The sequence below is a fragment of the Georgenia daeguensis genome (assembly GCF_039537705.1).
Classification (GTDB): domain Bacteria; phylum Actinomycetota; class Actinomycetes; order Actinomycetales; family Actinomycetaceae; genus Georgenia; species Georgenia daeguensis.
This window is the reverse complement of record NZ_BAABBA010000009.1, coordinates 1-21,767: the sequence shown is the minus strand read 5'-3', so window position 1 is coordinate 21,767 and position 21,767 is coordinate 1. Positions and strand designations below refer to the sequence as shown.

Here is a 21,767-nt window from a genome sequence, read left to right as displayed (position 1 = left end):
TCAGTTCACGAAGCCGAGCAGGATGGCGGTGGGCGGGAGCATGAAGCCCACCAGCAGCGCCGCCGCGACGAGGTAGGCGACGACGTTGATGGCGCGCTGCCGCGTCCGGTCCGAGGCGCCGAGCGTCTGCAGGGAGCTCCACACCCCGTGGCGCACGTGCATCGTGAGCATCACGATCGCGACGAGGTAGACCAGGTACAGCCACCAGTGCGAGAACGCAGCCACGAGCCGCTCGTACGGGCTGTCGAACGTGCCGCCGACGTTGATGGTCAGCGTCGTGAACTGCAGCAGGTGGAAGATGATGAAGGCCAGCAGGATCAGGCCGCCCCAGCGCACGGTCCGCGCCGAGTAGGTCTGCGCCGTCCGCTTGCTCACCACGTAACGGCGGGGCCGGGCGGTGCGGGCCCGGCGCCACAGCGCGACGGCCGCCCCGACGTGCACCACGACGGCAACCAGCAGCACCACGCGCTGGATCCACAGGAAACCCTCGTGGGGGAGATAGGGGTACAGCAGCGTGCGAAGGCTGTGCGCGTAGCTGTCGAACGCCTCCTGGCCGGAGAACGCCTTGAGGTTGCCGTACATGTGGGCGAGGACGAAGAGGACGAAGAGCAGGCCCGAGATCGCCATGGCCCACTTGAGGGCGACAGTGGTGTATCTCGCTCGGCGCGGCGTCGTCGGCACTGTGGACGTGACCATGGTCCTGATGGTACCGAGTGCTGGGTCACACTCCGGTCACGCGGCGGCAAAACAAGACGGCGCCCGTTCGCCTGGCGGTCACCCGATCAGCGAAATGACGCTGCGTCTGCAACCGCTCCGTGAGCGACGTCACAGTCTTGACCGGGAACCGTTCGGCCAGCGAACGGGTTCCGGGGGGCCGGACGCAGGCGCCTCGGCGCCGGGTCGGGGCCTGCCGCCCGGCCGGGCACCGGCGCCCCCGGCTGCGCCGGCGGACTGGGCCGCGCCGGCGGACTGGGCCGCGCCGGCGGACCGGGCTGCGCCGGCGGTCAGGGCCGCGCGCCGGTCGCGGCGGGCCGCGCCGGGTCGGCCGCCCACTGCGACCACGACCCGGGGTAGAGGGTGGCGTCGACGCCGATGCTGGCCAGGGCGGCGACCTCGTGGGCGGCTGTGACGCCGGAGCCGCAGTAGACCCCCACCGCGGTGCCCGGCTCGACGCCAAGACCGGCGAACCGCCGGCACAGCTCGGCAGGCGGGAGGAAGGTGCCGTCGTCGGCGAGGTTCTCGGTGGTCGGGGCGCTGCGGGCGCCGGGCACGTGGCCGGCCCGCGGATCCACCGGCTCGTGCTCGCCGCGGTACCGCTCCCCCGCCCGCGCGTCGAGGAGGACGCCCGGCCAGGCGGCCGCGCCGTCGGCGTCGGTGGTCGGCATGGCGGCGTCCGCGCCGGCGGCGAGCGGGAGAACCACGTCTCCGGGCTCGGGCACGACGTCGCCGCTCTCGAGCGGCAGCCCGGTCCGGCGCCAGGCGGCGAGGGCGCCGTCGAGGATGCGGACGTCGCTCAGCCCGGCCCAGCGCAGGAGCCACCACGCGCGGGCCGCCGAGGTGCCGCCGGCGTCGTCGTAGACAACCACCCGCCCGCCGCGGCGCAGGCCCCAGCGGCGGGCCGAGGCCTGCAGGTCGGCAGGGTCGGGCAGCGGGTGGCGGCCGGCCGCCGGACTGGGGGGCGCGGCCAGCTCGGTCTCGAGGTCGACGAGCACGGCGCCGGGGACGTGGCCGGACCGGTAGGCCGGCCGCCCGTCCGGCTCCGCCAGCGACCAGCGCACGTCCAGGACCGCCGGCGGCTCCGGCGCGGCCAGCTCCCGGGCGAGCTCCTCGGCACCGACGAGCACCTGCTCACGCATCCCCTGCCTCCTCCTGCCCGGTGCGGACCTGCTCGCGGCCGCGCACGGCGGCGCCACCGGCCTCGGCCCCCACGGGGCCGGGCGACGGCGTGAGCCGGGCCCGCATGACGACGGCATCCTCCCCCTCGGCCTGGTAGTAGTTGCGCCGTCGGCCGATCGGCTCGAACCCGGCGCGCGCGTACAGCCGCTGCGCCCCGGCGTCGCCCGCGCGGACCTCGAGCAGCACGGTGCGGGCGCCGTGGGCGCGGGCGTCCGCCAGCAGCGCGTCGACGAGCAGCCGGCCGATGCCGCGGCGGCGGTGCTCGGCGTCGACGCCGACCGTCATCACCTGCGCCTCGGTGCCGGCGACGAGCCCCGCGTACCCCACCACCAGCTCGCCGCCCGGGCCGTCGACGACGGCGGCCAGGTACGTGCGCCCCGGGGCCCGCGTGAGCTCCTCGAGGTAGGCGCCGCGGCTCCACGCGCCCGCCCCGAAGAGCTGGACCTCGAGCTCCATGACGCGGTCGAGGTCGCTCTCCCGCAGCGGGCGCAGCCGGACGTCCATGGCCCTCAGGACGCCCGCTTCGGCGCCGCCGCCGTGTGCACGTCGGGCCGGCGCAGGTACCGCGGCTCGGTACCCAGCTCCACCTCGGCCCCGGCGGCGCGCCGGGCGAGGCGGGCGGCGACGATCCGGGCCAGGACGGCAGGGTCGACCGCCACCGGCAGGTCGGCGGTGGCGGGGAGCTGGTCGGGGTACAGGACGGTGCCCGCGCCCGCGACGGCGAGCCCCGCCTCGATCCCGGCCCGGTGCGTCTCGGCGACGACGGCCGGTGCGGCGACCTCGGGCCCGGCCAGGCGGGCGACGTCGTCCGGGCCGTCCGCCCGGTAGCGGCCCCAGTAGACCTCCTTGCGGCGCGCGTCGGTGACCACGAGGACCTCGCGGGACCCGTCCGCGGCGTCCGGTCCGCCGAGGGCGTCGAGGGCCTGGCGGGCGAGGGCGTCCAGGGAGCACACGCCGTGCACGTCGATGCCGCGGCCGCGGGCGAAGACGTGGGCCGTGACGAGGCCGGCACGCAGGCCGGTGAAGGGGGCGGGGCCCGTCCCGACGGCGACCGCGTCCGGCGCCGGGGCGTGGGCCAGGACCGCCTCGAGGAGCGGGGCGAGCGTCTCGGCGTGGCGGCGGGGGTCCGCGCCCTCCGCGCGGTCGAGCACGGTGGCGCCGCCGGGGCCGGTCTCGACGAGGGCGACGGCGCTGCCGGCGGAGGTGTCCAGGCTCAGGATGTGCACCGGACCAGGGTAGTGCGCGCCGCGGTCCGGCTCAGCGGCGGGCGCCGCGGTCCCGCGGACGGGTCCGCGGGCGGGTGGCCCGGGGCTCGCGGATCTCGGCGCCGTCGCCCTCGCGGCGCAGCCACACCACGACGCCCGCCCAGCCCAGGAGCAGCAGCAGGGCGGCCGCGACCCAGGCCGCCGGGGCCCACGAGTGGGCGTCCGGCACGGCGGAGCCCGGCTGGTTGGGGTCGGCCACCGCGTAGCGCTCCTGCACGAAGGGGCGGTAGACGTCGAGCGCGACGGCGCCCGCGAGCGACGCGCGCGCGGCGTCGTCGAGCGGGAGCACCTTCCCGCCGTCGACGGTGAACCAGGCGTCGAGGGGCACGTCGTGGACCACCGGCTGGGCGGGTCCCAGCGCGAGCAGGGCCTCGGCGAGGTCCGGGGCCGCGCGGAGCTGCTCGGGACCGACCACGCCGTTGGGGTCCAGCCCGGCGACCAGCACGCCGACCCCCTCCTGGCCCAGGCTCAGCGGCGCCACCCAGCGCGAGGTCGCCTCCAGCGGCGGGTCGGCCTCACCGCCGGAGCGGAACCCGGCGGACCAGGTGCTGACCGTGCGGACGAGGCCGATCGCGACACCGGCCCGCTGCTCGGCGGAGAGATCGAGCTCGGCGCCGCCCTGGGTGCTGACCACGCCGGCGGCCTCGGTGCGGAACCACTGCGCCACCTTCTCCGGCACCCCCTCGGCCACCGGCGGGGCCTGGGTGACCGGCCCCGCCTCGGCGGTGGCGGACGCGGGACCGGCGGGGCCGAGCAGCGTGAGGAGCGCGAGCAGCGTCAGCAGCCCGGCCCGCAGGTGCCGGGACGGACGAGATCCCCCTCCCCCGGTCACGGCTGACGGGCGTCCAGGACCGTGGCGAGATCCACGCCGGCCCAGCGCTCTCCCACGCCCCGGACCTCGACCTCGCGCGCGGCGGGTGCGGCGAGGTCCTCCAGGTCGGCGGCGCCGTGGGGGTCGGCTGCGCCGTCGGAGCCCGCACCGTGGTCGGCGGTCGCACCACCGTCGGAGCCCGCACCGTGCGGGCGGCGCAGGTCGATCTCGAGGCGGTCGGCGGACAGCGACTCCACCTTGCCGGCGCCCCACTCCACGACGGTGACGGAGTCCTCCAGCGAGGTGTCCAGGTCCAGGGCGTCGACCTCGTCGAGGGATCCCAGACGGTAGGCGTCGACGTGGACGAGGTCGGGCCCGTCGCCGAGGGCGGGGTGCACCCGCGCGATGATGAAGGTCGGCGAGGCCACCTGGCCGCGGACCCCGAGGCCGGCGCCGATGCCCTGGGTCAGGGTGGTCTTCCCGGCACCCAGGTCGCCGGAGAGCAGCACCAGGTCCCCGGCGCGCAGCACGGCGGCCAGGCGACGTCCGAGGTCACGGGTGGCGTCGGCGTCGGGAAGAGTCAGCGTCAGGGTCACGGGCGGGCCTCCGGGTCGACGTGAACGCGCGGCACGCGGGCTCCGAGCCGCGTGACGATCTCGTAGTTGATGGTGCCGCAGGCCTCGGCCCAGTCGTCGGCGGAGGGCTCGGCGGCGCCGTCGCCGAACAGCACGGCGACGTCCCCCTCCCGCACGCCCGCGCCCCGGGGGCCGAGGTCGACGACCACCTGGTCCATGCACACCCGCCCGGCCACGTGCAGCCGCCGCCCCGCCACGGTGACGGGGCCACGGTCCGACGCCGCCCGCGGCACGCCGTCGCCGTACCCGAGGGGGACGACGGCGATGTAGGTGTCCGTGGTGGTGCGCGCGGTGTGGCCGTAGGACAGCGGGGTGCCCGCCGGGGCGGGCTTGACCACGGTGAGGCGGGCCTCCAGCCGCATCGCCGGCCGCAGCCCGAGCTGGGCGGACCCGGCGATGCCGGGGGCCGGGGTGAGGCCGTAGACCGCGATCCCGGGGCGGACGAGGTCGAAGTGCGTGGAGGGGTGGAACAGGGTGCCCGAGGAGGCGGCGAGGTGGCGGACCTCGGGGCGGACGCCCGCCCGCTCCGCCTGCTCGAGGGCCGCGGCGAAGACCGCGGTCTGCTGCGCGGTGACGGGGCTGTCCGGCTCGTCCGCGCACGCGAGGTGGGACCAGATGCCGACCACGTCGACGGTGCCCTCGGCGCGGGCGCGCGAGGCGGCGTCGAGCAGGTCGCCGAAGGCCTCGGGGCGGGCGCCGCCGCGGCCCATGCCGGTGTCGACCTTGAGGTGGACCCGGGCGGTGCGGCCGGTGGCGCGGGCGGCCGCCGCGATCTCCTCGACGGCCCACGGCGCCGAGGCGGACAGGTCGAGGTCGGCCTCGAGCGCGCGCCCGAGGGGCGCGCCGGGCGCGAACAGCCAGGTGAGGATGCGGGGGCGGACGGCCGCCGCGGTCCCGTCGGCGGCGGTCCCGGCCAGGGCAGCGGCCGAGGTCCCGGTGCTCGCCGCGTCCAGGCCGGCTCGCAGCTCCAGGGCCTCGGCGAGCTGGGCGACGCCGAGCCAGGAGGCCCCGCCCGCGAGCGCCGCGCGGGCGACGGGCAGCAGGCCGTGGCCGTACGCGTCGGCCTTGACCACCGCCATCACCTGCGCGCCGGGGGCGGCCGCGGCGAGGACGCCGAGGTTGTGCCGGATCGCGGAGAGGTCGACGACGGCGCGGGCGGGGTGCGTGACGGTGTCCGCCGCGGACGGGGCCGTCGTCGAGGGAACGGGAAGACTCACGCGCCCCAGTGTCCCACCGTGTCAGGCGAGCACCGTGCGCAGCGCCGCCGGGAGGGCGGCGGCGACGTCCCCGGCGGCGATCGGGACCCCGGTGAGCGCCGGTCCGCCCGCCGGCACCGGCCCGGTCCACCCCGGGGCGCCGCTCCGCCCGCGGACGCCCGTCCAGGACGGGACGCCGGCGCGCGCCTCGGGCGGCAGGCCGGCGGCGAGGCGGGCGGCGCGCCCGTCCACGAGCGCCGCGACGGCCGCGATCGAGGCGGGGAGGCCGCCGCCGTCCGCCGTGCCGGCGGCCAGGAGGTCTCCGTAGGCCGCGAGCAGCGCCCCGAGGACGCCGGCGAGCACGTCCCCCGCCCCGGCGGTGGCCAGCCACGGCGTGGCGTCGTGCTGGGCGTAGAGCGGCCCGTCCGGCGCGGCCACCACGGTGGTCGGGCCCTTCAGCAGCACGGTGGCGCCGGTGATCTCCGCGGCCAGCCGCGCGTGCCGGGCGGGGGCTGCGGTGACCTCCTCGCGCCCCGTCTCCTCCCCGCGAGCCGTGAGCAGGGCGGCGAGCTCGCCCGCGTGCGGGGTCAGCACGGCCGTCGCCGGCAGGTCCGGGAGGTGGTCGTCCTCGTGCAGCAGCGTCAGGGCGCCGGCGTCGAGGACCACCGGTTGACGGGCGTCGAGCGCGGCCCGGAGGTGCTCGTACAGCTCGTGCGTCCGGGCGGCGTCCTCGGGGCCGACGCCGGAGCCGAGGACCCACGCCTGCACGCGCCCCGGGACGGTGACGACCTCGGGGTGGCGGGTGCGCACGAGGGCGGCGGGCACCTCGGGGCCGAGGTAGCGCACCATGCCCAGCCCGGTGCGCAGCGCCCCGGCGGCGGCGAGGGCAGCGGCGCCGGGGTACGCCTGGGACCCGGCGGCGAGGCCGAGGACCCCGCGGGTGTACTTGTGGTCGTCCGGGCCGGGGACCGGCCACAGGTCCGCCACGTCCGCGGCGGTGAGGGAGCAGGCCGCCGGCGGCTCGGCCGCCAGCGCGTCGAGGCCGAGCTCGACCACCTCGACCCTGCCCGCCAGGCCGGACGCCGGCGGCAGCAGCAGCCCCGGCTTGGCGGTGCCCATGGTGACCGTGACGTCGGCGGGCAGCACCGGGCCCTCCACGGTGCCGTCGTCGACGCCGATGCCGCTCGGGACGTCCACGGCCACCACGACCGGCTCCTGGGGCCAGCCGGCCCTCTCCTGGGCGAGGGCGGCGACGACGGCGGCGGCCGGGTCGCGCAGCGGCCCGCGGGCGCCGATGCCGGTCACCGCGTCCACCCACACCCCGCACCGGCGCGCCAGGGCGAGGACGGCGGCGGCCGGGTCGGCGTCGTCGAGGACGCGGTGGACGACCACCCCGGCGGCGCGGGCCGCGGCGAGGCCCTGCGGGTGGACGTCGCCGGAGACCAGGGCGGCGTGCACCTGGCACCCCCGCCGGACGAGGTGGGTGCCGGCGAACAGCGCGTCGCCCCCGTTGTTGCCGCCGCCGACGACCAGCAGCACCACGGAGCCCGCGACGCGGCCCCGCGCGCGCAGCTCGGCCACCACGTGGGTGGCGAGGGCGAAGGCGGCGGAGGCCATGAGGGGCTCCCCCGCCGCGAGCAGCGGCTCCTCCGCGGCGCGCACGGCCGCGGCGTGGTGGGCTCGGATCATGCCCCCATCGTGCCGCGCGGGGACGGCGGCGTCTCGCGAGCCGGGCCGGGGTGTCAGCGGGCCGCGGGCACGCGCCGGCCCCGCGCCGGCCCGCGGCGGGTGCGGCGTGGGGCGGCGCGTGCGCCGCGCCCGCTCAGGACTCCGCGACCACCATCGCCGAGGCGATGCCGGCGTCGTGCGAGATCGAGAGGTGCCACCGGGTGATGCCGAGCTCCGCGGCGCGCGCCGCCACGGTCCCGCGCAGCTCCACCATGGGCGCCCCGCCCGGCACCCGGTGCACGGTGCAGTCGTGCCAGCGCATCCCGGCGGGGGCGCCGAGCGCCTTGGCGATCGCCTCCTTCGCCGCGAACCGGGCGGCGAGCGAGGCGTCCGGCAGCTCCCGCTCCTCCGGGGTGAAGATCTTCTCCCGCAGGCGCGGGACCCGGTCGAGCTCGGCGATGAACCGGGCCACGTCGCACACGTCGATGCCGACGGAGACGATCATGCCCGGCCCGCGAGGCCGGCCGTGCGCCCGGGCCCCGCCTGCGCCGTCGTCACTCCACCGTCACCGACTTGGCGAGGTTGCGCGGCTGGTCGACGTCGAGGCCCTTGGCCGCGGCCAGCGCGCACGCGAAGATCTGCAGCGGCACGACCGTGACCAGCGGCATCATCAGCGTCGGCGTCCGCGGCACCCGGAAGACGACGTCCGCGAACTCGGTGACCGCCTCGTCGCCCTCCTCCGCGATGACCAGGGTGCGGGCGCCACGGGCGCGCACCTCCTGGATGTTGGAGACCACCTTGGCGTGCAGGGTGGGGCGGCGCGGCGTCGGGACGACGACGAACACGGGCTGGCCCTCGTCGATCAGGGCGATGGGCCCGTGCTTGAGCTCGCCGGCGGCGAAGCCCTCGGCGTGGATGTAGGCGAGCTCCTTGAGCTTCAGCGCGCCCTCGAGGGCCACCGGGTAGCCCACGTGGCGGCCGAGGAACAGCACGGAGGTGGCGTCCTTCATGGAGCGCGCGACCTCCTTGACCTGCTCCTCGCCGTCGATGACCTGCTGGATCTTGGCGGGGAGCTTGCCGAGCTCCTCGAGGTAGCCGGCGACCTCGTCGACGTACTTGTTGCCGCGCAGCTGGGAGAGGTAGAGGCCCAGGAGGTAGCAGGCGGTGATCTGGGCGAGGAACGCCTTGGTGGAGGCGACCGCCACCTCGGGCCCGGCGTGCGTGTACAGCACGGCGTCGGACTCGCGGGCGATGGTCGAGCCGTGCGTGTTGACCACGGCGAGGACCTTCGCGCCCTGCTCGCGGGCGTGCCGGACCGCCATGATCGTGTCCATCGTCTCGCCCGACTGGGAGATGGCGACGACGAGGGTCTTCTCGTTCACCACCGGGTCGCGGTAGCGGAACTCGTGGGCGAGCTCGACCTCCACGGGGATGCGGCACCAGTGCTCGATGGCGTACTTCGCCACGTGCCCGGCGTAGGCGGCGGTGCCGCAGGCGATGACGATGATCTTGTCGACGCTGCGGAGCACCGACTCGTCGATGCGCAGCTCGTCCAGGACGAGGTTGCCCTGGCCGTCGGTGCGGCCCAGCAGGGTGTCGGCCACGGCCTTGGGCTGGTCGTGGATCTCCTTCTCCATGAAGGTGGCGAAGCCGCCCTTGACGGCGGCCGCGGCGTCCCAGTCCACGGTGAAGCGGCGGGGGTGGACCTCGGTGCCCTGGGCGTCGACCACGCGGACGCCGTCGGCGGAGAGCGTCACGACCTGGTCCTGGTCGACCTCCATGGCCTCCTTGGTGGAGGAGATGAAGGCGGCGACGTCGGAGCCGAGGAAGTTCTCCCCCTCGCCCAGGCCGACGACGAGGGGAGAGTTGCGGCGGGCGCCCACGACGGTCCCGGGCTCGTCGGCGTGGACCGCGAGCAGGGTGAACGCGCCCTCGAGGCGGGCGGTGACGGCGAGCATCGCGGCGGTGAGGTCGCCGGTGCCGTTCAGGGTCTTGGCCAGGAGATGGGCGACGACCTCGGTGTCGGTCTCGGAGGTGAAGGTGACGCCGTCCGCGAGGAGCTCGTTCTTGAGGGCGACGAAGTTCTCGATGATGCCGTTGTGGATGACGGCCAGGCGCCCGTCCTCGCTCACGTGCGGGTGGGCGTTGACGTCCGTGGGCGCGCCGTGGGTGGCCCAGCGGGTGTGCCCGATCGCCGCGGTCGCGCCGGGGAGCGGGTTCTCCTCCAGCGCCCCGCGGAGGTTGGCGAGCTTGCCGGCCCGCTTGGCGGTGGCGAGGCCGTCGGGCGTCACCAGGGCGACGCCCGCGGAGTCGTAGCCGCGGTACTCCAGGCGGGCCAGACCCTCCATGGCCACGTCGAGCGGACGGTTGCTCGGGGTTGCGGGGCCTACGTACCCGACGATTCCACACATGCCTGCAGGATAACTTCCGGGGCGGGTGCTCCCGTGCGCGTGTGAGCAGAGTTACCGGGACCGGCGGTCGCCAGGCCTTGCCAGCCGGCGTGTGCGCACGGGAAGGCTGAGGTGCGAGAGACTGTCCGCCGTGTCCTTCCCGCGTACGACGACGTCCGCCGCCAACCCGTTCGTCGAGTTCGACCGGGCCTCCTGGTCCCGGCTCGCCGCCTCGACGCCGCTGCCGCTGACGACGGCGGACGTGCTCAACCTCCGCGGCCTCGGTGACCCGATCGATCTTCCCGAGGTCGACGTCGTCTACCGCCCCCTCTCGGGGCTGCTCCAGCTCTACGCCGCCGCGACGGGCGCGCTGCACCGCGCGACCTCGACGTTCCTGGGCGAGCGGGCGACGCGCACCCCGTACGTGATCGGCGTGGCCGGCTCGGTGGCCGTCGGGAAGTCCTCCACGGCGCGCCTGCTGCGCGAGCTCCTGCGCCGGTGGCCGCAGACCCCGCGGGTCGACCTCATCACGACGGACGGATTCCTCTACCCCAACGCCGAGCTCCGGCGCCGCGGCCTGCTCGAGCGCAAGGGCTTCCCCGAGTCCTACGACCGCCGGGCGCTGCTGCGGTTCGTGGCGGAGGTGAAGGGCGGCGCCGAGGAGGTCAGCGCGCCGCTGTACGACCACGTGACCTACGACATCCTCCCCGACCGCCGTCAGGTGGTGCGCCACCCGGACGTCCTGATCGTCGAGGGGCTCAACGTCCTGGCACCAGCCCGGGCCCGGGCGGACGGGACGGCGTCGATGACGGTGAGCGACTTCTTCGACTTCTCGATCTTCGTCGACGCCCGCACCCGCGACATCAAGACGTGGTACATCGAGCGGTTCCTCAAGCTGCGGCGCACCGCCTTCGCGGACCCGGCCTCCTACTTCCGCCGCTACGCCGACCTCGACGACGCCCAGGCCGTCGCGCAGGCGGAGGCGATCTGGGAGTCCATCAACGCCCCGAACCTCGCCCAGAACATCCTGCCGACGCGCGGGCGCGCGACGCTCGTGCTGACGAAGGCGGAGGACCACCGCATGCACCGCATGCGGCTGCGCAAGCTCTGAGCCCGCCTCCGCGTCGGACCCTGCCTCCGCGCCCCACCTGTGACGGCTCCCCCGCCGAGCAAGAAGTCCTGTGCCGAGCAAGAACACCTGAACCTGCTTGCTCGGCATCAGACCTCTTGTTCGACTGCCACCGTGCATCGTTCGGGTCGTGGCGGCCGACCAGTTCCAGCCCCGAACCGCAGCCGCCCCCACAGACTGGTCTCGACGGACCGCCACATCCACAGCAGGATCTCCACGGACCGCCACATCCACAGCAGGATCTCGACGGACCGTCACATCCACAACAGGCGCGCGCACACCGGAGCAGGTCCTCCTGACGCGAGCACATTGAGCGATGTGCCCCCACCGATCCCCGGTCCACGTGACGTGCCTGCCCTCGTGATGTCCCGCGACATCGGCAGCAGCGCCGCACGGACCGGCACCCGGAGCGGAGAACTGATTCGCGTACGCCCCGGGGCGTACATCGAGGGGCCGCTCCCGGCTGCCGCCTGGGCGGCGCGCGAGACTGTTGCACTGGCTCACGCCGCGGCGGTGGTGCGACAGCTCTCCACCCCCGTGGTGCTCAGCCATGAGTCGGCCGCGCTGCTTCACGGCTGCTGGGTTCCCGGGCTCGACGGCACCACGCACGTCCTGCAGCGCTCGATGCCCAGCCAGCCCGGCGCCGACGCAATCAGCCGACACCACTCGCGCAGGCTCCCGCCCGAGGACATCACGGAGGTACACGGCCTACCGGTCACCAGTCTCGAACGTACCGTCACGGACTGCGCTCTCACTCTGACGCCCCGACGGGCTCTGGCCATCGCCGACAGCGGGCTGCGCGTCCTGGCACGTCCGGACCGCTTCGAACGCGCCGCCTCGGCGGCCCGGCTCGAAGCGGCCCGCGCCAGGCTCAAGGCCCGCCTCGAGAACCTGAGGGGCGCTCGAGGGGTCGTGGGCGCACGGGCGGTCGTCGAGCACGCTGACGGCTTCTCCGAGTCACCGGGTGAGACGGACCTGCGGTGGATCGCCGTCTCACGAGGTCTGCCGAGGCCCACTGCCCAGCTACGCATCGACACCGAGGAGGAAAGCTTCTACGTCGATCTCGGCTGGATCCTCGACGCTGAGGCTGGCAGCGGGGCGGTGAGCCGGCTCGTCGCCGCCGAGTTCGACGGAGCGGGCAAGTACGCCGCCAGCTCGCCCTGGCCGGACGCGGGGCCCGACGGCCGTACGTCGCTGTACGCCGAGAAGATACGCGAGGACGCCATCCGCGGCACCGGCGTGACGTTCCACAGGTTCGTCAACCATCACCTACGGAACGCCGACGCGGCCTTCAGCCGGCTTTGCCAGGGTTTTCCGCCGAGCGTCCTCGCCAGCCTCGCTCCGGTGCAGGGGCTGATCCGTCGTCCGTCGCGGCGCCAAGGCCACTAGTCTCCAGCGTCGAGCAAGAGCCCCGGTGCCGAGCAAGAACGTCCGAACCCAGTTGTTGGGCACGGGACCGCTTGCTCGCCGGGGAGACGCGCGCGGGCACGTACCGATGCGTTTGTCGGGTCAGGCGGAGATGGAGTCTCAAGTCCCGGGTGACTGGCCGGGGCCCGCTGCGCGCACCTCTCACGCCCCGGGACGTGGGACGCCGTCGCCGGTCGTCGAGGTGCCGGCCGAGGACAGATGACTGCCGGAGCCAGCACGCTCCGCCGGTGCAGGCTCCACCGCGCCACCGTCTTCCGTCGCGGCGGCCGAACCCGACTCCCCGGAGGCCGTCGCCCTCCGCTCGCCGTCCTCGGCACGCGTCGGCGCGTCACCCGCGGCGTCCGTGGCCCCGGGTTCGGCGGCAGCCGCCGCCGTGGCCTCCACGCCGTCGTCGTCCTCGACGTGCATGCGGACCGCGGGCGGCGGGACGTCGGGGAACCAGCGCCGCTGGACGACCCCGAGGAGCTTGTCGACGGCGAACCCGGCGGCCACGCCGCCGGCCACGCCCACGGCGACGGCGATCAGCGGGTGGTCGTGGAGGAAGACCCCGGCGCCCAGGCCCATGAGGGTGGAGTACCCGCCCCACACCACCGCCGCGAGGGCGGCGATGCCGATGAACCGCTTGCGCGGGTAGCCCACCGCGCCCGCCGTCATGTTGACGGCCACCCGGCCGATGGGGATGAACCGCGCGGAGAGGATGTAGACCGCACCCCGGCGCGCCAGCGCCCGCTTCGCCCAGGCGAGGGTCGCCTGGCCGCGGTGGCCGCGGAGGATGCGCAGGTTCTCGATGGGCACCTTCGTGCCGATCGTGTACGCGATGAGGTCACCGCTGAAGGCACCGACCGCCGCAGCGAGCACGAGGAACCACAGGCTGGGCGCGTCGCCGCTCACCGAGAGCGCGGCCACCGCGATCACGATCGACTCGCTCGGCACCGGCGGGAAGAAACCGTCGATGGTCGCGAGCACCGTCACCGCGAGGAGGATCCACGGGGACCCGGCGAGCCCCAGGACGAACTCCTCCACGGCCTGCATCAGCTCCATGGTGTCCTTTCGCAGGGCGAGCCCCGGGCACCCCGGGCGAGTCCCTGCAACGGTACGTCAGCCCCGGGGGCGCCGGTATGGGTGATGACCCTGAGAAAGCCCCCGGTCAGAGCGCCAGGCGCTCCTCGACGACGTCGGCCAGGCCGTGCGCGACGACCTCCGCCTCGTCCATCGTCGCCGCCTCGACCATGACCCGGACGAGCGGCTCCGTGCCGGAGGGGCGCAGCAGCACGCGGCCGGTCTCGCCCAGGGTCGCCTCGGCCTCGCGGACCGCCGCGGCGAGCGCCTCGTCCTCGCCGGCGCGGGCCTTGTCCACACCCTTGACGTTGACGAGCACCTGCGGCAGGCGGGTCACGATCGAGGCGAGGTCGGCCAGCGTGCGGCCGGTCTCGACCACGCGGGCAGCGAGCATCAGCGAGGTGAGGATGCCGTCACCGGTGGTGGCGTGCCGGGAGTTGATGATGTGGCCGGACTGCTCCCCGCCCAGGGTGTGCCCCCCGGCGCGCATCGCCTCGAGCACGTAGCGGTCCCCCACGGCGGTCTGGACGGTACTGATGCCGGCGTCACGCATGGCGAGGAGCAGGCCGAGGTTGGACATGACCGTGACGACGAGAGTGTCGTTGGTGAGGTCGCCGGACTCCTTCATGGCGGTGGCGAGCAGGCCCATGATCTGGTCGCCGTCCACCAGCGCGCCGGTGTGGTCCACCGCCAGGCAGCGGTCGGCGTCGCCGTCGTAGGCGACGCCGAAGGCCGCCTCGGACGCGACCGTGACGGCCTGGAGCTGCTCGGGGTGGGTGGAGCCGCAGGCGTCGTTGATGTTGCGCCCGTCCGGCGAGGCGTTGATGACGACGACGTCGGCGCCCGCCTCGCGCAGGGCCAGGGGGGCGATGTCGCTGGCCGCGCCGTTGGCGCAGTCGACGGCGATGCGCAGCCCGCGCAGCGGCTGCCCGACCGCACGCACGAGATGGTCGATGTAGCTGCGGTCGGCCAGCGCGACGTCGTCGCTGATCCGGCCGACGTCGGCGCCGACGGGGCGCTCCCACGCGCTCCCGAGGCCCGCCTCGATGCGGTCCTCGATCGCGTCCTCGAGCTTGAACCCGCCGTGGGCGAAGAACTTGATGCCGTTGTCCGGCATCGCGTTGTGCGAGGCGGAGATGACGACGCCGAGGTCGACGTCGGTGCTCGCCGTCAGGTGGGCGACGCCCGGGGTCGGCAGCACCCCGACCTGCGTGACGTCCACGCCCGCGCTGGCGAGGCCGGCCGCGATCGCCGAGGAGAGGAACTCGCCGGAGATGCGGGTGTCCCGGCCGATGACGGCGCGGGGCCGGCGCCCGGTGAAGTCACCGGAGGAGGTCAGCACCCGGGCGGCCGAGGCGCCCAGGTCGAGGGCGAGCTCCGCGGTGACGTCGCGGTTGGCGAGGCCTCGCACGCCGTCGGTGCCGAAGAGTCGAGCCATGGTGCTACCTCCGAGAGAGTCCGGTTCTGCGGCGCCCATCGTGCCATCTCGCGCCCGGCGGCAGCGCATGCGCCCACCCCCGGACGCACCGCGGCCCCGTCCGAGCGGTGCTCGGGCGGGGCCGCGGGTCAGGCGCAGATCAGCGCTTGGAGTACTGCGGGGCCTTGCGGGCCTTCTTGAGACCGGCCTTCTTGCGCTCGACCGAGCGGTCGTCGCGCTTGAGGAACCCGGCCTTCTTCAGCGCGGGACGGTTCGAGTCGCGGTCGATCTCGTTGAGCGCGCGGGCGATGCCCATGCGCAGCGCGCCGGCCTGGCCGGAGGTGCCGCCGCCGTGGATGCGGGCGATGACGTCGAAACGGCCCGCGATGTCGAGCAGCGTGAACGGCGAGCTCACGAGCTGCTGGTGCAGCTTGTTCGGGAAGTAGTCCTCGAGCGAGCGCCCGTTGATCTTCCACTCGCCGGTGCCGGGGACGAGGCGCACCCGGGCGACCGCCTCCTTGCGGCGGCCGAGGGCCTGGCCGGGGGCGGTGAGGGACTGGCCCAGACCGGCCGCAGCCGCCTCAGTCTCGGTGGTGTAGCTGCTGGGGACGTTCTCGTCGTCCAGCTCGATGTCCGAAGTGGTCTCAGCCACAGTTCTCCTTCAGTCCTGTTCTGTGCCGCAGGCGCGAACGCTACTGGGCAACCTGGGTGATCTCGAAGGTCTGCGGCTTCTGCGCGCTGTGCGGGTGCTCCGCACCGGCGTAGACCTTCAGCTTGGCGAGCTGGTCGCGCCCGAGGGAGGTCTTGGGGAGCATGCCGCGGACGGCCTTCTCCACAGCACGCTCGGGGAACCGGGCAAGAAGCTCGGCGTAGTTCGTGGCCTTCAGCCCGCCCGGGTAACCGGAGTGGTGGTACGCGATCTTGTTGTCGCGCTTGCTCCCGGTCAGGGCGACCTTGTCAGCGTTGATCACGATGACGAAGTCGCCGTTGTCCACGTGCGGGGCGAAGGTCGGCTTGTGCTTCCCACGGAGCAAGGTGGCGACCTGCGTCGCCAGTCGGCCGAGGACGACGTCGGTAGCGTCGATGACGTACCAGTTCTTCGTGACGTCGCCGGGCTTCGGTGTGTACGTGCGCACGGGCGTAGCCTTCGTTTCTTCAGCGTTCTCTCGTCGGGCGCAGTTATGGCGGCACTGCGGCCCATGGTCAGGTGTTGCTCGCTGCCGGCACCCGCTCTCCTGAACCGGCGAGTGGGAGCACCGGGGAGCGCATGGGGATGCACAACGAGGTCCAAGACTACCGCCGCGCCGCCAGCAGGGTCAAAACTTCGCCCCCACCAGTTTTCGTGAGACCTGCCACGGCCGCGCCCGGCGGTCGCCCCCGCCGGGAGCACCGCCGGTCCAGGGACCTCGTGCCCAGCGGCCGCACGGCTCCGGTGGGACACTCGGGCATGGACAGCAAGGAGCTCCGGCCGGCCGGCTGGGACCCGGTCCCGCCGGACGACGACGACACCTTCGACGAGCCCGACGCGCGCGTGGGTCAGCTGGTCGCCCTGCCCGACGACGACGACCCCTCCGACGAGGTCGGGGAGTGGCAGGACGTCCTCGCCGAGGAGGAGGACCGCACGCCCGGCGACCGCTGCGCCGAGGAGGCGGCGATGCACATCGTGCGCGACGGCCACGGCGGGCTCACCGGCGACGACCCTGACGACCTGGGCTGGGACGGGCGGCGCTGAGGCCCCTCGCCACCACCGCTCCGGCCGGGGCCGGCGGGTGAGAGGTGCGGGCGCCCGGCGATGCGCCTCCGGGCCGCCGGTGGCACGCTGACGTCATGAGTACAGACAACCCGAGCACCCCGGTCAGCGGCGGCGGCACGCCCGGCCCCGACCAGTTCCTGAGCGACGAGTCCTGGCAGCCCAACAAGGAGGACGCCCTCCTCGACACGGAGACGGACGACGTCCTCGACGAGGGGATGACCGCCCCGGACACCGATCCGCTGGCCAGCCTCGACCTCTCGGAGTCGGGCCAGGCCGAGGGCGAGACCTGGGACGACCGGCTCGCCCGCGAGGAGCCCGAGGTCTGGGAGGAGCAGCCCGACGACGACGAGAGCCGCGCCGCCCCCGGCCCCAGCGGTGAGGAGGCGCCCGACGTCCGCGAGGGCACGGGGGTCGGCCGTCTCGTGGCGGTGCCGGACGACGACGGGCCCGAGGACCTGCCCGGCGAGGAGCAGGACGTGCTGGCCGAGGACGCCGGCGTGGCCGGCGGCGGGTTCCTCCCCGAGGAGGCCGCCATGCACGTCGAGGGCGAGGGCGCGGTCGACGAGGGCGGCACCATCGATCCCGACGACCGGGGCTGAGCCGGCCCGCGGGACGGACGAGGTGGGTGCGCGTTGCGGGTGACGAGGCGGCACCCAGTGCTGCACCTGACCGCCGACGGCGCCACCCGCCGCCGCTCCGACACGCTCGCGGGTGAAGAACCCCTGGAGATCCGCCTCGGCGGCGTGCCGTGGAGCGTCACGATGCGCACACCCGGCGGCGACTTCGACCTCGTCGCCGGGTTCCTCGTCTCCGAGGGCGTGGTCTGGGACGCCCGCCAGATCTCCTCGCTGACCTACGGCCCGGGCGTGGACCCGGACGGCTCCCCCAGCTACAACGTCGTCGACGTCCGCCTCGCGCCGGGCGTCCCGGGCCCGGACGCCGCGCAGGCGCGCCACGTCTACACGTCGAGCTCGTGCGGCATCTGCGGCACCGCCTCCGTCGAGGCGGTCACCAAGGCGTCCCGCTTCGCTGTCGACGAGGACCCCGTGCGCGTGCCGCTGGCCGAGCTGCTGACGCTGCCGGCCCGGCTCCGCGAGCGCCAGCGCGTGTTCGACGCCACCGGCTCGGTCCACGCCGCCGCGCTCTTCGAGGTCGACGGCCACGGCGGGGCGGAGCTGCTGTGCCTGCGCGAGGACGTGGGCCGGCACAACGCCGTCGACAAGGTGCTCGGCTGGGGGCTGCGCGAGGGCCGGCTGCCGTTGCGCGGCACGGTGCTGCAGGTCTCCGGCCGGGCCTCCTTCGAGCTGGTGCAGAAGGCGCGGATGGCCGGCGTCCCGGTCCTCGCCGCCGTGAGCGGGCCGTCCTCGCTCTCGGTGGACCTGGCGCAGGAGGCCGGGATGACGCTGGTGGGGTTCAGCCGCGGGGACGGCCTCAACGTCTACGCGGGCGCGCACCGGCTCGTGTGACGGGGCCTCGGCGGCCGTCGGTCCCGCCCGGGCACCGCCCTCCTGCGGTCACGGCAGCGTACGCACCGCGCGCGCCTGCGCGGCCCGCTCGGCGAGGCGGTCCGGCGGCGGGTACGCCACCTCCTCGAGAGTGAGGCCGTGAGCGGGCGCGACGGCGACCGCGGGCTGGCGCACCCCCGACGCCAGCACCTCCGCGGGCCACCCGGACGGGCGGCGCCCCTCCCCCACCGCGAGCGAGGCCCCGACGAGCGCCCGCACCATCGAGTGGCAGAACGCGTCGGCCCGCACGGTCGCGACCACCAGCCCGGCGTCGGGCTCGCCCGCCGGCACCCGCCGCCAGTCCAGGTCGAGGAGCGTGCGGATGGTCGTCGCGCCCTCGCGGGGCTTGCAGTAGGCCGCGAAGTCGTGCTCGCCGAGCAGCAGCCTGGCGGCCACGTCCATCGCTGCGACGTCGAGCGGGCGGCCGTGCCAGACCACGTCGCGCCGGCGCAGGGGGTCCCGGGCCGTGACGTCGTCGGCGATGCGGTAGGCGTACCGGCGCCAGAGGGCGGCGAAGCGGGCGTCGAACCCGGGCGGCGCCTCGACCGCCCGGTGGACGACGACGTCGCCGCTGCCGCGCGGCACGGCGCCCCGCCCGAGGACGCCCGCGAGCCGGGTCACGAGCGACTCCCCCGGGGTGCGGTCGCTGCGCCCGGGCAGCGCGGCCCAGGCGTCCTCGGGCACGTCCAGGTGCGCGACCTGGCCGCGGGCGTGCACGCCTGCGTCGGTGCGCCCGGCCACCGTCAGCCGCGCGGGCGCGGGCAGGCGCAGCACGGTGGTGAGCGCGTCCTCGAGGACGCCCTGAACGGTGCGCAGCCCGGGCTGGCGGGCCCACCCGGCGAAGTCGCTGCCGTCGTAGGCGAGATCGAGCCGGACCCGCACGACGGCGCCGTCCACGGGCCCCGGCACGGCGGGCCCCGTCTCCCGCACCGCCGGACCCGGCCCGGGCGCCGTCGGGTCCGGCACCGCCGGACCCGGCCCTGTCGGCGCCGTCGGCGCCCCTTCTCCGGTCATGCCACCGCTCTCCGCGTCGTCCAGCTCCACCGGGTGAGGCTAGCCCTCACGGACGGCAGCGGTCCCGACGATCCCCCGCCCCCAGGGGTTCACCGCGGGGACCGATCGTGCCAGGGTGGAGGTACTCCCGCGCTGCGTGCCTGATGCGGCGCGGAGCGTTCCTGTTCGTACGACGACGTTCGAGAGGGAGTCTCCATCGTGAGCAACAAGGCAGTCAGCTACGCCGGTCCGGGCAAGGTCGAGGTCATCGACATCGACTACCCCACGTTCGAGCTGAAGGACGGGCCGGGCGTCAACCCGGCCAACGTGGGGCGCAAGGTCAACCACGGCGCGATCCTGAAGGTGGTCTCCACCAACATCTGCGGCTCCGACCAGCACATGGTCCGCGGCCGCACCACCGCCCCCGAGGGCCTGGTGCTCGGGCACGAGATCACCGGCGAGGTGGTCGAGACCGGCTCGGACGTGGAGTTCGTCAAGAAGGGCGACATCGTCTCGGTCCCGTTCAACATCGCCTGCGGTCGCTGTCGCAACTGCAAGGAGGGCAAGACCGGCATCTGTCTCAACGTCAACCCGGACCGTCCGGGCTCGGCGTACGGCTACGTGGACATGGGCGGCTGGGTCGGCGGGCAGGCCGAGTACGTGCTCGTCCCGTACGCCGACTGGAACCTGCTGGTCTTCCCCGACCGTGACCAGGCGCTGGAGAAGATCCTCGACCTGACCATGCTGTCGGACATCTTCCCGACCGGCTTCCACGGCGCGTACACGGCGGGCACCAAGGTCGGGAGCACGGTCTACGTCGCCGGAGCCGGTCCGGTCGGGCTCGCCGCGGCGACCTCGGCCCAGCTGCTCGGCGCCGCGGTCGTCATCGTCGGCGACCTCAACGAGGAGCGCCTCGCCCAGGCCCGCGCCTTCGGCTGCGAGACCGTGGACGTCTCCAAGGGCGACCCGAAGGACCAGATCGAGCAGATCCTCGGCGTCCCCGAGGTGGACTGCGCCGTCGACGCGGTCGGCTTCGAGGCGCGCGGTCACGGCGCGGGCGCGGCCAAGGAGGCGCCCGCCACGGTCCTGAACTCGCTCATGGAGATCACGGCGGCCGGCGGTGCGCTCGGCATCCCGGGCCTGTACGTCACCGGCGACCCGGGCGCCGTGGACGACGCCGCCAAGCACGGCACGCTGTCGATCAGCCTCGGCACCGGCTGGGCGAAGTCGCTCAGCTTCACCACCGGCCAGTGCCCGGTCATGCGGTACCACCGGGGCCTGATGCAGGCGATCCTGCACGACAAGGTGAGCATCTCCAAAAACGTCAACGCGACGCCCATCCCGCTCGACCAGGCGCCGCAGGGCTACGACGAGTTCGACAAGGGCGCGGCGAAGAAGTACGTGCTCGACCCGCACGGCATGGTCGGCGCCCGGAGCTGACCTGGCGTCGCGCCCCCGGTGCCCGGCACCGGGGGCGTCTCGCGCGGACCGCGCAGCGCCCGGCGCGGGCTGCTCCGCGCGCCCCGCGCGGGCTGCTCCGCCCCGCGCGAGCTGCTCGCCGCGTCTGGGTGTGACCTGCTCAGCCGGGGTGGCGCACCGGCTCGCCGCGGTCGACACGCTCGCGCTGCGGGACCACGGTGTAGCGCGGGTCCCGCGCCGAGGCGATGCCCGCGCGCACCACGCCGAACCGCGTGCACGCCGAGCCCGCCAGCAACGCCGCGCCGGAGGCGACGGCGACGGCGCGGCTGCGCCCGGCCAGCAGCATCCCGGCCGCGCCGGCGAGGGTGAGGGTGCGTGCGGCCCGCATCAGCCGCCCGGGCGCGCCCGAGCGCAGCGGCTCGGCGGTGATCCCCATCGAGCGCTCCATCCGGTGCTCGGCGAGGACCTCCGCCACCGCCCCGCCGACGGCGAGGCGCCGGGCCGGGCCTGCCTGGGCCGCCGGCACGAGGGCCGTCGCCAGCCCGCCGGCGGCCGCCGCGGCGGACCCGCAGAACACGAACGGCAGCTCCCGGTACGCCTCGTGCCACGACGGCGTCGCCGTGTCGGAGAGCAGCACGGCGGTGTAGGCGGCGACCGGCGGGGCGAGCACCCCCGCGAGCACCCCGGCAGGGCCCCCGACCGCGGCGAGCAGCCGCAGCGGTGCCCGGGCCGAGCGCGGCATCAGCATCCCGGCCACCTCGGCCGCCGCGGCGACGCCGGCGGGCGGGCCGTAGAGGGCGAGGATCCAGGTGCCGACCGACATCGGCGAGGTGACCTTCACCGTGCGCAGCATGTTGAGGAACCGCTCGGGCCGGCCGAGGTCGTGCACGAGGGTGACCATGCTGAACCCGAGCGCGCCGAGCGCGGTCAGGCGGCCCGCGCGGCGCAGGGAGCCCCGCCCGGTCAGGTCGGCGCCGGCGGCGAGGAGGGAGGAGCCGGCGGCCAGGCCCCCGGCGAACATGTAGGCGGGGATGTCGTTCTCCCACGGCGCCGGCTTCACGACCGGCCGGCCGTAGTAGGAGGTGAACTCCGCCGGCGGGACCATGGCGCGCTCGCCGCCGTGGGTGCGCCGCCGCCCCTCGCGCGCCCGGCGGTCCGCGCCCGCGCCGCCCGCCACCAGCTCGCGCCCCGGCCCGCCCACCC

The 21,767-nt window shown here is 75.2% G+C and carries 22 protein-coding genes; 6 read left to right on the top strand and 16 right to left on the bottom strand.

Annotated features, from left to right (window positions below):
* From ABD774_RS10410 to glmS, 10 genes are all read right to left on the bottom strand, one after another.
* Complete coding sequence (locus ABD774_RS10410; RefSeq protein ID WP_345040685.1) at window positions 1-696, bottom strand: succinate dehydrogenase cytochrome b subunit; 696 nt, start codon at window positions 694-696, stop codon at window positions 1-3.
* 308 nt (window positions 697-1,004) lie between these two features.
* Window positions 1,005-1,856, bottom strand: coding sequence for a sulfurtransferase (locus ABD774_RS10405; protein ID WP_345040683.1), 852 nt, complete (start codon window positions 1,854-1,856; stop codon window positions 1,005-1,007).
* Window positions 1,849-2,400 carry a ribosomal protein S18-alanine N-acetyltransferase gene (gene rimI, locus ABD774_RS10400; protein WP_345040681.1) on the bottom strand — a complete coding sequence of 184 codons (552 nt, stop codon included), beginning with the start codon at window positions 2,398-2,400 and terminating at the stop codon, window positions 1,849-1,851. Before rimI ends, ABD774_RS10405 begins: the two co-directional genes overlap by 8 nt.
* Before the next feature lie 5 nt (window positions 2,401-2,405).
* Window positions 2,406-3,122 (bottom strand): tRNA (adenosine(37)-N6)-threonylcarbamoyltransferase complex dimerization subunit type 1 TsaB, encoded by a 717-nt coding sequence (tsaB, locus tag ABD774_RS10395; protein WP_345040678.1) that lies wholly within the window; start codon window positions 3,120-3,122, stop codon window positions 2,406-2,408.
* 31 nt (window positions 3,123-3,153) lie between these two features.
* A complete protein-coding gene (locus ABD774_RS10390; protein ID WP_345040676.1) occupies window positions 3,154-3,993 on the bottom strand; it encodes a hypothetical protein in 840 nt (279 codons plus the stop codon).
* Window positions 3,990-4,568: a tRNA (adenosine(37)-N6)-threonylcarbamoyltransferase complex ATPase subunit type 1 TsaE gene (tsaE, locus tag ABD774_RS10385; RefSeq protein WP_345040674.1), complete on the bottom strand. Its 579-nt coding sequence runs from the start codon at window positions 4,566-4,568 to the stop codon at window positions 3,990-3,992. The genes ABD774_RS10390 and tsaE overlap by 4 nt, the downstream gene beginning before the upstream one ends.
* Window positions 4,565-5,824, bottom strand: a complete 1,260-nt coding sequence (alr, locus tag ABD774_RS10380; protein WP_345040672.1) for an alanine racemase — start codon at window positions 5,822-5,824, stop codon at window positions 4,565-4,567. Before alr ends, tsaE begins: the two co-directional genes overlap by 4 nt.
* 21 nt (window positions 5,825-5,845) lie before the next feature.
* On the bottom strand, window positions 5,846-7,492 hold the full coding sequence (locus tag ABD774_RS10375) for an NAD(P)H-hydrate epimerase (RefSeq protein WP_345040669.1): 1,647 nt from the start codon (window positions 7,490-7,492) through the stop codon (window positions 5,846-5,848).
* Window positions 7,493-7,625: 133 nt separating this feature from the next.
* Complete coding sequence (locus ABD774_RS10370; protein ID WP_345040667.1) at window positions 7,626-7,976, bottom strand: holo-ACP synthase; 351 nt, start codon at window positions 7,974-7,976, stop codon at window positions 7,626-7,628.
* 49 nt (window positions 7,977-8,025) lie between these two features.
* Window positions 8,026-9,882, bottom strand: a complete 1,857-nt coding sequence (gene glmS, locus ABD774_RS10365) for a glutamine--fructose-6-phosphate transaminase (isomerizing) (protein ID WP_345040665.1) — start codon at window positions 9,880-9,882, stop codon at window positions 8,026-8,028.
* Window positions 9,883-10,012: 130 nt separating this feature from the next.
* Between glmS and coaA the strand changes: the two genes are divergently transcribed.
* Window positions 10,013-10,972: a type I pantothenate kinase gene (coaA, locus tag ABD774_RS10360; protein WP_345040661.1), complete on the top strand. Its 960-nt coding sequence runs from the start codon at window positions 10,013-10,015 to the stop codon at window positions 10,970-10,972.
* A 381-nt stretch (window positions 10,973-11,353) separates the two neighbouring features.
* Window positions 11,354-12,379, top strand: coding sequence for a hypothetical protein (locus ABD774_RS10355; protein WP_345040659.1), 1,026 nt, complete (start codon window positions 11,354-11,356; stop codon window positions 12,377-12,379).
* 180 nt (window positions 12,380-12,559) lie between these two features.
* Here ABD774_RS10355 and ABD774_RS10350 read toward each other — a convergent pair whose 3' ends face one another.
* The 4 genes from ABD774_RS10350 to rplM all read right to left on the bottom strand — a co-directional run bounded on the left by ABD774_RS10350 (window position 12,560) and on the right by rplM (window position 16,030).
* Complete coding sequence (locus ABD774_RS10350; RefSeq protein ID WP_345040656.1) at window positions 12,560-13,459, bottom strand: DedA family protein; 900 nt, start codon at window positions 13,457-13,459, stop codon at window positions 12,560-12,562.
* 106 nt (window positions 13,460-13,565) lie between these two features.
* Complete coding sequence (glmM, locus tag ABD774_RS10345; protein WP_345040653.1) at window positions 13,566-14,915, bottom strand: phosphoglucosamine mutase; 1,350 nt, start codon at window positions 14,913-14,915, stop codon at window positions 13,566-13,568.
* A 139-nt stretch (window positions 14,916-15,054) separates the two neighbouring features.
* On the bottom strand, window positions 15,055-15,546 hold the full coding sequence (gene rpsI, locus ABD774_RS10340; RefSeq protein WP_248256608.1) for a 30S ribosomal protein S9: 492 nt from the start codon (window positions 15,544-15,546) through the stop codon (window positions 15,055-15,057).
* A 40-nt stretch (window positions 15,547-15,586) separates the two neighbouring features.
* Window positions 15,587-16,030 carry a 50S ribosomal protein L13 gene (gene rplM / locus ABD774_RS10335; RefSeq protein ID WP_248256607.1) on the bottom strand — a complete coding sequence of 148 codons (444 nt, stop codon included), beginning with the start codon at window positions 16,028-16,030 and terminating at the stop codon, window positions 15,587-15,589.
* A gap of 311 nt (window positions 16,031-16,341) precedes the next feature.
* Between rplM and ABD774_RS10330 the strand changes: the two genes are divergently transcribed.
* The 3 genes from ABD774_RS10330 (at window position 16,342) to fdhD (ending at window position 18,113) form a co-directional block, all read left to right on the top strand.
* Window positions 16,342-16,626, top strand: a complete 285-nt coding sequence (locus ABD774_RS10330; RefSeq protein WP_345040648.1) for a hypothetical protein — start codon at window positions 16,342-16,344, stop codon at window positions 16,624-16,626.
* 95 nt (window positions 16,627-16,721) lie between these two features.
* The gene (locus ABD774_RS10325) at window positions 16,722-17,246 is read left to right on the top strand and encodes a DUF5709 domain-containing protein (RefSeq protein ID WP_345040646.1); all 525 of its coding nucleotides are present in this window, start codon (window positions 16,722-16,724) and stop codon (window positions 17,244-17,246) included.
* 57 nt (window positions 17,247-17,303) lie between these two features.
* Complete coding sequence (fdhD, locus tag ABD774_RS10320) at window positions 17,304-18,113, top strand: formate dehydrogenase accessory sulfurtransferase FdhD (protein ID WP_425554521.1); 810 nt, start codon at window positions 17,304-17,306, stop codon at window positions 18,111-18,113.
* A 48-nt stretch (window positions 18,114-18,161) separates the two neighbouring features.
* On the opposite strand, the gene ABD774_RS10315 is transcribed toward fdhD, so the two are convergent.
* Window positions 18,162-19,082 carry a tRNA pseudouridine synthase A gene (locus ABD774_RS10315; RefSeq protein ID WP_486327300.1) on the bottom strand — a complete coding sequence of 307 codons (921 nt, stop codon included), beginning with the start codon at window positions 19,080-19,082 and terminating at the stop codon, window positions 18,162-18,164.
* A 279-nt stretch (window positions 19,083-19,361) separates the two neighbouring features.
* On the opposite strand from ABD774_RS10315, the gene fdhA reads away from it, so the two are divergent.
* A complete protein-coding gene (fdhA, locus tag ABD774_RS10310; protein ID WP_345041013.1) occupies window positions 19,362-20,585 on the top strand; it encodes a formaldehyde dehydrogenase, glutathione-independent in 1,224 nt (407 codons plus the stop codon).
* Between the two features lie 139 nt (window positions 20,586-20,724).
* Here the strand turns inward: fdhA and nrfD are convergent, their stop codons facing one another.
* Complete coding sequence (gene nrfD, locus ABD774_RS10305) at window positions 20,725-21,765, bottom strand: NrfD/PsrC family molybdoenzyme membrane anchor subunit (RefSeq protein WP_425554520.1); 1,041 nt, start codon at window positions 21,763-21,765, stop codon at window positions 20,725-20,727.
* Window positions 21,766-21,767: the final 2 nt, after the last annotated feature.

Excerpts from the sequence above, each read along its gene's own strand:
- ABD774_RS10410 (WP_345040685.1), bottom strand. The coding sequence starts at position 696 with ATGGTCACGTCCACAGTGCCGACGACGCCGCGCCGAGCGAGATACACC.
- ABD774_RS10405 (WP_345040683.1), bottom strand. The coding sequence starts at position 1,856 with ATGCGTGAGCAGGTGCTCGTCGGTGCCGAGGAGCTCGCCCGGGAGCTG.
- rimI (WP_345040681.1), bottom strand. The coding sequence starts at position 2,400 with ATGGACGTCCGGCTGCGCCCGCTGCGGGAGAGCGACCTCGACCGCGTC.
- ABD774_RS10375 (WP_345040669.1), bottom strand. The coding sequence starts at position 7,492 with ATGATCCGAGCCCACCACGCCGCGGCCGTGCGCGCCGCGGAGGAGCCG.
- ABD774_RS10370 (WP_345040667.1), bottom strand. The coding sequence starts at position 7,976 with ATGATCGTCTCCGTCGGCATCGACGTGTGCGACGTGGCCCGGTTCATC.
- glmS (WP_345040665.1), bottom strand. The coding sequence starts at position 9,882 with ATGTGTGGAATCGTCGGGTACGTAGGCCCCGCAACCCCGAGCAACCGT.
- ABD774_RS10355 (WP_345040659.1), top strand. The coding sequence starts at position 11,354 with ATGTCCCGCGACATCGGCAGCAGCGCCGCACGGACCGGCACCCGGAGC.
- ABD774_RS10350 (WP_345040656.1), bottom strand. The coding sequence starts at position 13,459 with ATGGAGCTGATGCAGGCCGTGGAGGAGTTCGTCCTGGGGCTCGCCGGG.
- glmM (WP_345040653.1), bottom strand. The coding sequence starts at position 14,915 with ATGGCTCGACTCTTCGGCACCGACGGCGTGCGAGGCCTCGCCAACCGC.
- ABD774_RS10330 (WP_345040648.1), top strand. The coding sequence starts at position 16,342 with ATGGACAGCAAGGAGCTCCGGCCGGCCGGCTGGGACCCGGTCCCGCCG.
- ABD774_RS10325 (WP_345040646.1), top strand. The coding sequence starts at position 16,722 with ATGAGTACAGACAACCCGAGCACCCCGGTCAGCGGCGGCGGCACGCCC.